This is a genomic window from Myxococcus sp. CA033 (assembly GCF_013336625.1).
GTDB classification, from domain to species: Bacteria; Myxococcota; Myxococcia; order Myxococcales; family Myxococcaceae; genus Myxococcus; species Myxococcus llanfairpwllgwyngyllgogerychwyrndrobwllllantysiliogogogochensis.
In genome coordinates this window covers 1-13,249 of record NZ_JABUMU010000039.1, presented here as the reverse complement: position 1 = coordinate 13,249, position 13,249 = coordinate 1, and the positions used below count along the sequence as shown (strand labels likewise).

General features: G+C 67.4%; 13 protein-coding genes. 5 read left to right on the top strand and 8 right to left on the bottom strand.

Going from position 1 to position 13,249, the window contains the following annotated elements; genetic code table 11:
* Window positions 1-133 precede the first annotated feature (133 nt).
* On the top strand, window positions 134-1,315 hold the full coding sequence (locus tag HUA78_RS44455; RefSeq protein WP_174478988.1) for a GNAT family N-acetyltransferase: 1,182 nt from the start codon (window positions 134-136) through the stop codon (window positions 1,313-1,315).
* Window positions 1,316-1,319: 4 nt separating this feature from the next.
* On the opposite strand, the gene HUA78_RS44450 is transcribed toward HUA78_RS44455, so the two are convergent.
* A complete protein-coding gene (locus HUA78_RS44450; protein ID WP_174457090.1) occupies window positions 1,320-1,565 on the bottom strand; it encodes a hypothetical protein in 246 nt (81 codons plus the stop codon).
* Between the two features lie 104 nt (window positions 1,566-1,669).
* A complete protein-coding gene (locus HUA78_RS44445) occupies window positions 1,670-2,710 on the bottom strand; it encodes a hypothetical protein (RefSeq protein ID WP_174478987.1) in 1,041 nt (346 codons plus the stop codon).
* 193 nt (window positions 2,711-2,903) lie between these two features.
* Here HUA78_RS44445 and HUA78_RS44440 point away from each other — a divergent pair, with 193 nt between their 5' ends.
* A complete protein-coding gene (locus tag HUA78_RS44440) occupies window positions 2,904-3,593 on the top strand; it encodes a suppressor of fused domain protein (RefSeq protein WP_141641155.1) in 690 nt (229 codons plus the stop codon).
* Here the strand turns inward: HUA78_RS44440 and HUA78_RS44435 are convergent, their stop codons facing one another.
* Window positions 3,594-5,618, bottom strand: coding sequence for an ATP-binding protein (locus tag HUA78_RS44435; protein WP_174478986.1), 2,025 nt, complete (start codon window positions 5,616-5,618; stop codon window positions 3,594-3,596).
* A 245-nt stretch (window positions 5,619-5,863) separates the two neighbouring features.
* Here HUA78_RS44435 and HUA78_RS44430 point away from each other — a divergent pair, with 245 nt between their 5' ends.
* Window positions 5,864-6,940: a dipeptide epimerase gene (locus HUA78_RS44430; RefSeq protein ID WP_174478985.1), complete on the top strand. Its 1,077-nt coding sequence runs from the start codon at window positions 5,864-5,866 to the stop codon at window positions 6,938-6,940.
* 34 nt (window positions 6,941-6,974) lie between these two features.
* A complete protein-coding gene (locus tag HUA78_RS44425; protein ID WP_141641153.1) occupies window positions 6,975-7,343 on the top strand; it encodes a hypothetical protein in 369 nt (122 codons plus the stop codon).
* 7 nt (window positions 7,344-7,350) lie between these two features.
* On the opposite strand, the gene HUA78_RS44420 is transcribed toward HUA78_RS44425, so the two are convergent.
* Window positions 7,351-8,538 carry a S41 family peptidase gene (locus HUA78_RS44420; RefSeq protein WP_174478984.1) on the bottom strand — a complete coding sequence of 396 codons (1,188 nt, stop codon included), beginning with the start codon at window positions 8,536-8,538 and terminating at the stop codon, window positions 7,351-7,353.
* 183 nt (window positions 8,539-8,721) lie between these two features.
* On the opposite strand from HUA78_RS44420, the gene HUA78_RS44415 reads away from it, so the two are divergent.
* Window positions 8,722-9,366 carry a response regulator transcription factor gene (locus HUA78_RS44415; protein ID WP_174478983.1) on the top strand — a complete coding sequence of 215 codons (645 nt, stop codon included), beginning with the start codon at window positions 8,722-8,724 and terminating at the stop codon, window positions 9,364-9,366.
* Window positions 9,367-9,444: 78 nt separating this feature from the next.
* On the opposite strand, the gene HUA78_RS44410 is transcribed toward HUA78_RS44415, so the two are convergent.
* From HUA78_RS44410 to HUA78_RS44395, 4 genes are all read right to left on the bottom strand, one after another.
* Window positions 9,445-10,203, bottom strand: a complete 759-nt coding sequence (locus HUA78_RS44410; RefSeq protein WP_174460147.1) for an SMI1/KNR4 family protein — start codon at window positions 10,201-10,203, stop codon at window positions 9,445-9,447.
* Window positions 10,176-11,405, bottom strand: coding sequence for a DUF4150 domain-containing protein (locus tag HUA78_RS44405; protein WP_174460148.1), 1,230 nt, complete (start codon window positions 11,403-11,405; stop codon window positions 10,176-10,178). The genes HUA78_RS44410 and HUA78_RS44405 overlap by 28 nt, the downstream gene beginning before the upstream one ends.
* A 13-nt stretch (window positions 11,406-11,418) precedes the next feature.
* On the bottom strand, window positions 11,419-12,390 hold the full coding sequence (locus tag HUA78_RS44400) for a hypothetical protein (protein ID WP_371745816.1): 972 nt from the start codon (window positions 12,388-12,390) through the stop codon (window positions 11,419-11,421).
* Window positions 12,391-12,464: 74 nt separating this feature from the next.
* Window positions 12,465-13,220: a DUF2169 domain-containing protein gene (locus tag HUA78_RS44395; RefSeq protein WP_174478982.1), complete on the bottom strand. Its 756-nt coding sequence runs from the start codon at window positions 13,218-13,220 to the stop codon at window positions 12,465-12,467.
* Window positions 13,221-13,249: the final 29 nt, after the last annotated feature.

Sequence of the window (13,249 nt, the reverse complement as noted above, 5' to 3'; positions counted from 1 at the left end):
CGAACCGAGGGGAAGAGGCCCGAAAGCCTCCTCCCCCGGCGAACGGGCCTCCTGGCGGTTCCAGCAGGGCCGGGCGAAGGCGAGCCCACGGCCAGGCGGCGAGAACGCACGGCGCGCGTTAAAACAGCCCCCCGTGCCCACAGACACCCCTCTCCGCCTCCGCATCCTCGACGCAGTGACAGACGTCCCGGCCGCAGACTGGGACGCGCTCGCCGGTCCGGACGCGCCGCCCTTTGCGCGCCATGCATGGCTGGCGGCGATGGAGGAGAGCGGCAGCGCCACCGAGGAGACCGGGTGGGCGCCGCATCACCTGACGATATGGCGCGGCCCGAAGCTGGTGGCCGCAGCGCCCGCGTACCGGAAGTTCCACAGCATGGGCGAGTACATCTACGACTTCGGCTGGGCGGATGCGGCCGCCCGGCTCGGCGTGGAGTACTACCCGAAGCTCATCGTCGGAGGGCCGCTGTCACCGGCCACGGTGCCGCGCATGCTCATCGCCCAGGGCGAGGACGTGCCCGCGCTGCGCAAGGCGTTGCTGATCGCCGCGGTGGAGAGCGCGCAGGAGGAGGGCTGCTCCTCGGTGCACATCCTCTACCCGACGGACGAAGAGGCGGACTTCCTGGAGGAGCAGGGGCTGGCGCGGCGGGTGACGCTCCAGTTCCAGTGGAAGAACCCGGGCTACGCCAGCTACGACGACTACCTGTCGCGCTTCGACTCCAAGCGGAGACATCAGCTCAAGCGCGAGCGAGCAGCGGCGGCCACACAGGGAATCACGCTGCGCACGGTACGAAGCGCGGAGCTGACGCAGGCGCATGCGAAGCGCGCGTTTGAGTTCTACGAGGCCACGTGCGAGCGACACTCGTGGGGCCGGGTGCAGCTCACGCCGGACTTCTTCTCGCGGGTCTTCAAGGCGATGCCGGACTCGGTGGAGATGGTGGAGGCGGTGCGCGAGGGCCGGGTCATCGCGGGGGCCTTCAACCTGGCGACGAAGGAGCGGCTCTACGGACGCTACTGGGGGAGCATCGAGGAGCACCCGTTCCTGCACTTCCACGTGTGTCTGTACCACTCGGTGGACGACTGCATCCGAGCGGGCCGCAAGGTGTTCGAGCCGGGCGCGGGTGGCGAGCACAAGGTGTCCCGGGGCTTCGAGCCCACGGCGGTGCACAGCGCGCACGTGATTTTCGACCGCAGGCTGGACAGCGCGGTGCGCGACTACGTGCGGCGCGAGCGGGCAAGGCTGAACATGGCGGTGGAAGAGGCGGAGCAGATTTCAGGCCTCAAGCCCTGGCCCCTGCCGAAAATCCAGACCGGGTGAGGTCTCACGACCCCGAGGACCGTGAAATCTCGAAGTCAGAACCGCTCCATCCCCAGACGATGATTCCATCGTCGGTCATATCCACCTGCAAGAGCCCGCCGTCCTTCGCCTCTCCAGGGGCGGGGCCCTGGCCGTGGATTTCCACCACCTCTCCCGCCGCCAGCAGAGCCACTTCCCCCCAGGGCTCGAGCACCAGTGACGACGGGCGTCCGAGCCTGTTCCGCACACGAATGGTCATCTTGATAGGCACGTCGACGCTCCTCGCGGCCCTGCCTCGATAGCGGGCACGAACCCAGCCGGGATGATGAACCATCGGGAGCCCGAGGTCCTTGAGCTCACGCAACGCTCCTCGGCTCACCGCACCGGGTGCGTCGTCCAGCGCTTCCCATCCGTGCTCGAAGCCAGCACGTGGCTCCCGGCCAGCCACAGCCGGTCATTCCCCACGACGAGCATGCCCACGTCGGACACGTTCCTCGCCACGGACGACTCCTTGGGCACGGCACACCGCTCGAAGCCCGAGGCATCCACGCGATAGACGTTCTCCTCGTCCGCCACATAGAACTCGCCCCCCCACCGCTCGGCCGAGTGGATGCGACCGACGCGAGCGACGACGCGGCACGCCTCCGCCGTACCCAGGATGACGTCCCCCTGCGTCGTCCCGGCGATCACCTCACCCGAGGGGAAACACCGCACGAACGACACCTCCCCGCGCGGGAACGAGTGGACCTCGCGCCAGCCGCCCTCCTCATGCATCCAGAGGCTCCGGCCGCCCGCATAGAGCACCCGCGCCCCAGCCGCCCCTGGACAGTTGTCCAGCGCGAGCACCCGCCCTGGCAACTGCCCCAGCGACTGCGTCCAGCGCATGGCTCCCTCGGCGCGCACGAGCAGCCCCACCTCCGCGGGCGAGTCGAGCTCGAAACCTCGGCTCCCCGCCATCACGATGTCCTCACCGCTGAAGCACACCCGCGTCTCCACCAGCCCCTCCGGAACGCCCTCGTACTCCAGCGACTCCCACTTCCCGCTTTCGCTCGAACGGATGGCCACGAAGTGCGCCGAGCCGCCATACGAGACCAACGCCCCATGGCGGTTGGCTCCCAGTCGACACAGGGCGTCGATGGTCCCCACCACCACCACCTGCTCCAGGGTCCACGCGCCCGCCGTGCGCACCGCTACATGCTGGTAATCATCCACCTCGAACCTGGCGTCGTCCGGGTCGAAGCCGGAGTCGACCAGGTCCTGGTACGCCTCCGCGTCCACGGGCTGGTTCCACTCCCCGACCGGGCCCGGCCCGCCTCCGAAGTCATTGTCCGGATGGGGGTGGCTGACGACCAGCATCAGCTCCTGCTCGTCACGGATGCAGCCCCCCGACACGACCCCTCGAAACGCATGCTCCACGTGGCCCTCCCCGGGCGAAGACCTCGCCTCCCGCCTATCCCACCGAGGGGAGACAGGCCAGCGACCCCCGCCTTCCCCGGGGCCTCGGGGGGCGGCCGGGAGGGAGGGCCCCTGTTTCCCACCTGCCAGGTCCGAGGGGGGACCCTCACGGGGAAGTTGAGAAACCGGGGTGACCCTCTAGAGTGGGCCCGTCATGAAAGCACCGGAGACGGACGAAGACTTCATCCAGTGGTACGAAGACTGCTGGGCTGACCGCGATGAAGTCGAGTACCCCAAGATGTTCGGCGCCATTGATGAAGGCGTCTTCACGCTCGACCAGACGGATGCCATCCAGGCCTGGATGGAGAGCGACCTCGCACAAGTAGAAGGTGAAGCGGACCCCAACTGGGGCCCCATGGGCGTGCGCGCCGCGCCGCCGAGCCCGGACTACCCCTACTGGACCTATGTCACCAGCGGGCTGTCCAATCCCTTCACCGTGGCCCCAGGTGACGAGATTACCGATGAGACACCCAGTGGCATCGGTTACGAGATGGTCATCCACACGCCAGAGCAGGCCAAGTGGCCCGTGTTCCGGCTGTTGGACATGATGGCCTACAACCTCGTGACGATGCGCGCCTTCGCCCTCAACCACCGCTACCCGGTGGAAGGCACGCTCGACGGCGGAGACTCCAAGCTGGGAGGCTTCGTCTTCGTCAGGGACCCGTCCCGCCCCGACCACTTCGCCCTGCCCAGCGGCAAGGTGCAGCTGCTCACGCTCGTGGGCGTCACCAAGAACGAGATGGCCTTCGCGCGCTCCAACGGCCTGGACAAGCTGATGGAGAAGCTCGTCACGGCCGGCACCGGGTACATCACCCACCCGGACCGCGAGGAAGTGAAGCTGTAGTCACCCGCTCCGAGCCACGCGCGCCAGCGGCCCCAAGGCCCTGGCGCGCGGAGGTGCTCCCTCCACCAGCGCCCGCAGCGTCCCCGGGTCGAACGGCTTCTCGATTCGAGGCAACGGCACCGTCTGCAGGAACGCGCGCGCCCGCTCGGTGAACGCGCCGCCCGTCATGAAGACGAAGCGCGACAGCAGCTCCGGCCCGCGCGACAACAGCTCCGCGTGCAGGTCCATCCCCGTCACGTCCGCCATCATCAGGTCGCAGAAGACACGGTCGAAGTCCGCGTCCTGCTCCAAGAGCGCCAGCGCCTCCCGCCCGCTGTGCCTCACCACCACCTCGTGGTGCTGCCCCAACAGCCGCCGCAACAGCGACGCGAGCTGCGGCTCGTCGTCCACCACCAGCACCCGCTTGCGCTCGGGCACCTCCTGCGTGGAGCCCTTCGTCACCGCGTCCGGTATCGCCTCCGTCATCGGCAGGCGCACGCTGAAGGTGCTGCCCACGCCCGGCGTCGTGTTGACGGTGAGTTCGCCACGCATACTGCGCACCATGCCCAGGCTGGTGGACAACCCCAGCCCGCTGCCCTCACCCACCGCGCGCGTGGTGAAGAACGGCTCGAAGACGCGCTCGGCGACCTCGGGCGTCATGCCGTGGCCCGTGTCCGACACCTCCACCACCACCCACGGTCCCTCCACGCGCGTGGAGAGCGTGACGCGGTGCCGGGTGAAGTCCCCTTCCGGAATCGCATGCGCCGCGTTGACGAGCAGGTGCAGGAACACCTGCCCCAGCCGCGCCTCATGCGCCATGACGGTGGGAACCTCGGCGAAGCGCCGCTCCACCTCCGCGCGGTAGCGCAGGTGCGGCATGGCCATGGAGAGGCCGAACTCCAGCGCCGCGTGCACGTCCACCGGGGACAGGTGCGGCTCATCCGCGCGGGCGAACGTCTGCAGGTCGCGGACGATGACGCGGATGCGCTCGGCGCCCTCACGGGCCTCTCGCAGCGCCTCCAGGGCCTCGGCCAGGGGCGCGTTCTTGCCGAGGATGCCCCCCTCCATCGACAGCTCCAACTGCTCCAGCGCGAACTGGAGATTGCCGCTGACGTACGAGAGCGGATTGTTGATTTCGTGGCCCACGCCCTCGGCGAGCTGGCCCGCCATGGCCAGCTTCTCCGACTGCACCAGGCGCTCGCGCGCGGCGACCAGCTCCTCGGTGCGCTCGCGCACCAGGGCCTCCGCCTCCAGTCGGCCGGAGTGCTCGCGCGTCAGCAGGGCATCGCGCTCCGCCTCCGCGCGCTTCTTGCCGGTGATGTCGCGCGAGAAGACGGAGACGTTCTGCCCCGAGCACCAGGCGTGCACCTCGTGCCAGCGGTCCGGCGCGGTGCGCACCTCGAAGATGGTGGAGGAGCCCTCGGCGGCCACGCGGCGCAGCTCGCGCTCGAACAAGGTGCCGACCAGCTCCGGGCACGCCTGCCACAACAGCTTCCGGAAGACCTGCTCCTGCGTGCGACCGGTGATTTCGGCGGCCTGCCTGTTGACGTAGGTGATGCGCCACTCCGCATCCACGGTGAAGAAGGCCTCGGGCGTGCTCTCCAGCACGTCGCGCACCCAGTCCAGCGTGTCGCGCAGCCCCTCTTCCATGCGCAGGGCGCTGGTGACATCGCGCAGGCGCAACAGCACGCCGTCCCGCAGCGGCACCGCGGTGCCGAGCAACCACGCGTCGCCCTCTGGGAAGCTGTCCGCGGCGGGCCGGCCGGACTCCACCACCTGCTTGAGCACCGCCAGCCGTCCACCCAGACCCGCGATGGGGGAGATGTCCTTCAGCCGCAGGCCGCGCAGCGTGTCGGTGCCCCGGCCCAGCGCTCGCGACGCGGCGGGGTTGGACCAGAGCCACTCGAAGTCGGTGATGACGCCGGACTCGTCGCGGACGGCACGCAACACCATGCACCCTTCCGAGTCATGGCGCTCCGCTTCCTCCAGCGCATCCAGCAGCGCATCCGCGCCCGGGACTGCCTGTCTCGTGTCCGTCGCCGACATGCCCCGCCCACTCCGGGCTTCCACGTCACCCGGAGGCAAAGCTCCGGAACCCCATCACGGGGCCGCAATTCCTGGAAACGTCCGGAGTCCCCGCATGTCGCCATGAAAGGGCTGCAGGCACAAGCCGAGGCTGCGAGGCACACATCTGCCTCCCTGACACCTCGGAGCACCGGGTTGAATACGATGAACCTACCTCTCGCGTGTCCCCTTCTTTCCAGGGAGCGGACCAGGATGCGCCTCTCGACATGACGCCCACGCTCATCACCGCTGTCCGCTTCACGCCGCTCGACTTGCCGCTGACGGAGCCCTTCGCCATCGCCACGGGGGCGCAGCACGTCGCACAGAACGTGTTGGTGCGACTGACACTCGCGGATGGCACGGTGGGGCTGGGCGAGGCGGCGCCGTTTCCAGCGGTGAGCGGAGAGACGCAGGCGAGCACGCTCGCGGCGCTGGAGCAGGTGCACGCGGGGCTCCTGGGCAAGGACGTGCGTGCGTGGAGGCCGTTGTCGGAGTGGCTCGGCGACGGGCTCGCGTTGGCGCCGGCGGCGCGCGCGGGGGTGGAGATGGCGGTGCTGGATGCGCTGGCGCGACATCACCGTGTGCCGTTGTACGTGATGCTCGGGGGCGCGGGGACGACGCTGGACATCGACATGACGGTGACGGCGGGTGACGTGCCGCACGCGGCGGAGTCGGCGCGGGCCATCCTGAAGCGGGGCATCACCACGTTGAAGGTGAAGGTGGGGGCGCTGGCGCCGGACGAGGACGCGGCGCGGATGGTGGCGATTCACGAGGTGGCGCCCCATGCGCGACTGTTCGCGGATGCGAATGGCGGTTACGACGTGGCGGAGGCGCTGGCGTTCTTGAAGGAGCTGGAGCGGGCGGACGTGCCGCTCGCGCTCCTGGAGCAGCCGGTGCCGGCGGCGGACTTCGCGGGCATGGCGGAAGTCGCTCGGCGCTCGAAAGTCCGCATCTGCGCGGACGAGTCAGCGCGCTCGGCGAAGGACGTGCTGCGGCTCATCCGCGAGGGGGCGGCGCACGGCATCAACATCAAGACGATGAAGTGCGGCGTGGTGGAGGCGCTGACGATGTGGAGCCTGGCGCGAGCGGCGGGGCTGGAGCTGATGGTGGGAGGGATGGTGGAGAGCGTGCTGGCGATGAGCGCGTCGGCGCATCTGGCGGCGGGGCTGGGCGGCTTCACGTATGCGGACCTGGACACGCCGCTGTTCATCGCGCGGCATCCGTTCCAGGGAGGGCTGCGCTACGAGGGCGCGCGGCTGCACCTGGACGCGGAGGCGGTGGGGCACGGCGTCACGTTGGCGTGACCAAGGGCTTGGGCGGTCGCGCTAGGATGGGGGCATGAGCGTGGCCGTCTGTGTGGGATGCGGCGAAACGAAGGAAGGCGCTTTCGAGCCTTGTGATGGCTGCGGACTGGACCCCGCTCGCGGTGGGACGGACCGGATGCTCCAGGCGCGCAGCCTGTTGCTCTCGGAGCGCTTCTTCGGTGAGGAGTCGCTGAAGGAGCTCGGGCGGAAGATTCGCACGGGTGAGCCGGTGAGCTACGACACGGGGCGACTGTCGCAGCTCGTGGAGGAGCTGAAGACGCAGAAGCTGCCCGTCATCTCCCGGTCCACGCCGGGTTGCTCCATCGTGACGTGGAGCGTGCTGGGCATGTTGGTGGTGCTCGCGGCGGGGCTCGCATACCTGTACGGCAGCTGGAGACACTGAAGCGGGTTCAGCGCGGGGAGAGCGCGACCGACGCCACGTCGAGGGCCTTGTCGAGCTGCGGGTCCTTGCCCGAGGCGAAGGCCAGTGAGTCGGGGACGTCGACATCCACGGGGACGCCCTGCCCTTCGAGGCGTACGCCGTCAACCTCCACGTCCTCCACTGCGAGGTAGAGCAGGTCTCCGGTGGACAGACGCAGCGGAGTCCCCGCGAGGACCGCGCCAGCGGTGCGCTGTCCCACGAGGGTGGCCAGGGCGTGCTGTTTCATGACGAGGGCCACCATCTCCTTGCCGCTGCGAGAGTTGCCATTGACGAGCAGGACGACGGGCTTGCGCCAGGTGGCGGACCAGGCGTTGCGACGGCCCTCGCGACTGATGCCGGTGAAGACGGGGACGGTGCGGTTGAAGAGGTTGAGGAAGGTGGGATTGCAGCCGCCCCAGCCATCGCGGAAGTCGATGACCAGTGCATCCGCGGCGGAGAAGTCCCCGGCGAGGGTCTCCTCGAGCAGGTCCTGATGTTCGGGGCCCGCGCAGGAGTAGAGCTGCTGGTAGGCCACGCGACGGCCGCCGCGTTCGACGATGCGCGAGCTGGCCTTCTGGGCGTCGAGCCACTCGGACTTCGGGTTGATGAGTCGAGGGGTGATGGTGAGGGTGAGCGGGGTTGCGCCCTGGGTGCGCTCGACGGAGAAGCGCGTGGGCTTGCCGACGCGGCGGGTGAGCGACGTCACGGAGGTGAAGGGTTTGTCCTCGACGGAGACGAGCCGATCGCCGCGAAGCAGGCCGGCCTTGGCGGCGGGGCCGTTGGCGAAGACGTGGCGGACGAAGAAGCCCTCGGGGGTTTCCATGACATCGGCGCCGATGCTCGGAGCTTCGTACTTCGGGAGCTTGAGGTAGCGCTGGAAGATGGCGGAGAGGCCGGCGTAGCCCTCGCTGTCGCGTGGGTAGAAGGCGGTGTGTGAGGCGTTGAGTTCGGCGAGGGCGGCGCGCGTGAGGCGGGCGAAGTCCTCCGCGCTGGTGGCGGCGGCGCCATAGCCCTGGTGCTTCGTGGCCCAGGCCTCGCCGTGCTTCGCGTCGAAGAAGCGCTTGCGGACGTGTTCGACGACTTCGTCACCGGGCTTGAGGAATGGGGACGCGGCGTGGGCTGCGGTGGCGAGCAGGGCGCAGACGACCACGGCGACGAAGTGAAGACGGAGCGCCATTCCTTGTGTCCTCCTCGCGGTACGAGTCCCGCGCGTGAGGGCGGCATCATCTGCTCGGACGGCGTCTCTTCAAACTACTTCATGGACAGACGGTGGGCTGGGCGTGACCTCTCGTGGGGTGCCCTTGAGTCTGGGAAGCCACCCCGAGCGAAGTGCAGGGCCCCTGGTTAAGAAAGAGGTTCCGTGTTGGATGCCCCCCTCGCCCCGCTTCGTCTCGCATTGGTCGCGGAAGACCCGCTGGCTCGGGGTGCGCTCTCACGGGTGCTCAGCGACCAGGGGAGCGAGCTGCTCACGGTGGCGTCCGGCACACAGGTGGAGCTGGAGTCCGCGAGGGGCGAAGCCTTCGACGTGGTGCTCTGGGACACGGGACTGCGCGTGGTGGAGGCGGAGGCGCGCGTGGAGGTGCCGGACCTGGGGGCGCCCGTGCTCGCGCTGGTGGCGGATGAGACAGCGGGCGAGTTCGCGCTGGCAGCAGGGGCGAAGGGGTTGTTGTTCCGGGACGTGGCGCCCATGCCGCTCACGGCGGCGCTGCTCGCGGTGGCACGAGGGCTCGTGGTGTTCGACCCAGGACTCTCCGAGCTGAGGACGTCCACGAGAACGGGCGCGCCAGCGAGCAGCGCCCTGGGCCCCGATGCGCTCACGCCGCGTGAGCGGGAGGTGCTCGCCTTGCTGGCGGAGGGCCTGTCGAACAAGGCCATCGCGGACCGGCTCTCCATCAGCGAGCACACAGCCAAGTTCCATGTGAACGCGGTGCTCGGAAAGCTGGGCGTCCAGCGCCGCACCGAAGCTGTCGTCCGCGCCGCGCGGATGGGCCTCGTCACGCTGTAACCGCCAGTTGCACCAAGGGTGCTTCAGGTTCGCGACAGACAGACGCCCTTCTTGGTCACCGTCATCCGCACGGACCCTTCACACAAGCGCTGGAACCCACTCGTCGACTCGAAGCTTTAGCGAAGACGCCGCTACGACTTCCCCCAGGACCTTTCTGAGGACTCCCGCGGTCGTACCACCCAACTCGAAGGAGCGCGCCTTGTCGACTCCGTGCCGGGGCATCCCCATGCAGATCATGGCTGCATCGTCACGTTCATAGATGCCGCAGTAGGGCCCCGTGGGAATTGGCTGCTTGAAGCCCAGGCTGCTCATCACCGGAGCGATGACGGCAAGGAGATTGGGTTCGTCTCCAGAGAAAGTGCCATTGCAGGCCTGCGGCATCGTGCCCACTCGAAACTTGGCGAGTGCACCCCATGCCAGCATCTCGCGCAACGTTTCGAACTTCTCGTAGAGGTCATCCTCGTCAGCACCTTCCTCTTTTGACGCCACCAGCGCATCACCGCGTGCCGGTGCATCAAGGTCGTAGAAGAGAGGCATGGGCATCATGCCATTGGAATCATGTGCAATCAGCAAGAGTCGAGGATGAGGCTCGACCCAGCCCTTGGCATAGCAGTCGAGTATGCGCTGTGCCGAGAAGTCGAGCGTAGGATAGGCTAGAGGGCCCATGCGTTGCCCCATGCGGCTGAGGAACCACCGATAGAAGGTTGGTAAGGGACGGCCTGCAATCTTCTCGATTTGCTCCAGGGAAGCAGGCGAGGCGCCCTTCCACTGCGCCGCGAGCCCTGGCACGACGCGTAGGAGCAATTCCTCTACCGCTTCTTCTTCTCGTGCCGACATTCTTCATCCTCGGTCTTGCCTTTGGTGCAGAGCATCAGGGGCAGAATGATATTGCAGGTTCCGCATGGGGGGACGCTTTCTCCATGCCCGAAGGAGCCCAGGACCGGCTCAGTCCGGTCACTGCGGAGGTACTCGACTTCCCCGTCGGTCCGCTGATTGGCGCTGTGGAACCATCGCTCGGTCAGACCGCTGACTTTGGCCCCAGCATCGAGCGCGAGCGCGAGCGCCTTGGGACCAGCGCAACTGCCCGGAGGGTAACAGGCGGGCGGGGTGGAGGTTCGAAGCCATTTTTCATGAAGGCCAGCAGCCCGATTCCACGCCGCATCTACACGGTTTGGGTCCAGTCCGTTCTTTTCGCAGAACCTCTGGGCGAACGCCTGGACCTTCCTGAGCTTGATGTTTTCGCTCTGGCCTGTTTCCGCATTTTTACGGGCGATTGAAATATCGAGGCCTCCATCCGCGGGGGCGTGCCAATGGAGTTCGTCCGTGACGATTTCACGGAACACCTTCTCCGTCCTGCTTGAGTGGTCTGCATACTTCTGGTTGCACATACACTGAACCACGCCAAGCATTCTTCCCGTGTCCATTCTCGGCGAGGGAAACTTCCGGCTCTGGTCGGGACCTTGATTGTTCTTGGTGAGCGCCTTTGCCAACGTCTTGGCGTCCTCCCTCGTCGCATCCGTCTCTTTCAGCGCGCCAGCGGATGAATGCTTTTCATCGCAGAGAGGACAGTTTTCCTCTCCCGTGACGAGCGTAAGCAACCAACCGGAAACCTGTATGACCCCCATCAGCGTCGCAGAGTTGGCCGGACTACCCCTCGGTCCGCAGTTGTTGAACATCGGGTCACCGAGCAACTGGACGTTCTTCCCCTCTATCTTCACGTCCATGGACCCAGGCCCCACGAAGCTCGTCGGGCCCTCCACGTTGGAGGAGACCATCCCGCCCCCGGTCCCCTGACTGGCCACGTCCCCCATCGAGCCGAAGGTCGCTCCCCGAATGGCGACCTTCTTCCCTTCGATTGTCACACTCGTGGAATACCCCTTCGTCTGCGACCCACTCTTGCCGATGTTGGGCAACGGCGTGGGCACGAACGGTGCCGGGGGCCCCGGCATCTTGCAGACATTGGGCAGCGTCGCCGCCGCGACTCCGCTGCTCCCTTCGGTTACTGGAGTCTTCGGAGCATTCACTGACACTTTCGCCATGGGAAATCTCCTCTCATGCAGCCCGCGGAGCCTCCAAGAGCATCGCCCCCCGCAGCCCGGAATCCGAGCCCGCCATGACCAGGGCTCGAGGGCCGCGTGCGTATCCCCGCGCGAACGACTGGATGGCCAGCACTCCCCCGAGCGCCCCGAACGCGGCCCCCATGTCGCCCCAACAGTCACTTGGGGCTTTGTAGCTCGGGCCCTTCCATACCTTCGGCGCCCGCAGGGCGACGAAGCCCCACTCCTCACTTCGGTAGCGCTCGCCGTTGATGTCCGCGTACACGGTGTCCACACTCTCAGTCGCGAGGTCTAGCCTCGCGACAGCCCCTTGCACTGCTTGAGTCATTCCGACTCCCAGAGAGCCCGTCTCACTATCGCGGAGGCGCGCCTCCTGAGCCGTGCACGCGCCGCGCACGATGGCCCCGCTGGGAAAGCCCAGGCGCCGGCGCAAGCCAGCGCTCATCAGTGCAAGCCCTCCCGCACCTTCGCCTGGAACGAATCCACTTCGGACTCCCGGCTGTGCGAACCGGCGGCATTGCTCCAGCCACACGAATGTCTCCGGGTGGTGGTAGCTGTCCGCTCCCACCACCAGGAACAGATTGTCCCGGCCCTCGCTGCACTCCTTCACCACCTGCTCGACAGCCAGAATCGCTCCAGAATGCCCGCGCCCGGCAAGTTCAACGCTCACCTTGGACGTCTTCCTCGAAAGGCGCGCCTCCAGGGACTGGACGACCCATGCCGCATCGTTCTCCGAAAACCCTGGGCGGGTTTCTGGAAGCGCGAGCAACACGGTGAGCCTTCCTCCATAGAGAACCTTCTCGCCCAGCTCCGCCTCCAACTCATCGAGCACACTCTCGGCCATGGGCAGCAGGCGCTCGCGCCCTTCAAGCCGGGTCGTCAGCAGCGCGTCAGCGGCAACCACGACCCGCTCGCCGCGCAGGTCTATGAACGGATACTCGGCGTAGCGCGAGATGCCAGCCCGCACGGAGGCCGCGCTGCTCGCGGCGGTGAGGCCGACAGGCGTTCGTGCACCCATGGCCACCACTTCGACCTGAGCGTTCATCTCACGCCCCCGTCCTCGATGATTGTCGTTTCGTCGAGGTAGTCCGCCTCTGGCGAGGGAACACGCAACACGCTCTGCCACACCAGCGAAAGGCGCCACGCCTCCAACTCCATCAGCACCGTCACCAGACGCGCGGCATGCTGTTGGCGCCGCGCGAGGATACGGGTGGTGAAGCCCAGTGAAATGCGCGGCAACTTGAAGCGCAAGACCCCTTTGGGGGTCATGTTGAGCAGCTCGACGTGCTCTCCACCGAGAAGCGGCATCTGGGTTCGCTGATCCGTGGGAGCGCTGAGTGCAAAAGCGGCGTCGTGGTCATCGGGCAACAGCGGCTTTTTCGACTGCGCCCATCGTGCATCGTAGGTCCCCGCGAGCTTGCGACGCGGCATCCATGAAGAATCAATCGGTCCGAAGCCCGCGGGCCCTCTCTCCGATGGAGCGCCACGGGGATACTCAATGGAGTGGGCCGGTCGCCCCACCAGATGCGCCGCTCGACGTGCGAAACCCCGCCCGATGGGGTTGCGCGCATCCATGCTCTGCTGCTGGAGGTCGCCCGACAGGTCACTCCCTCCAAATGCTGATTCATAGCGAATGGGGCGCGTGGTGAATGGCCGCGGCCGGGTCGGCGCGACTCCCAGCAGGCCGTTCTCGTAGGTCCCCCCTGTGTCAGGGAAGAAGTCGCCTCGGCTGAGATGCCGAGCTGACCACCCGAAGGGGGCGAGTGCAGGCGGTTGAAGTGCCGTACACAGACGCATTCAAGGCGCAGATGGTGAAGCGGATGGTG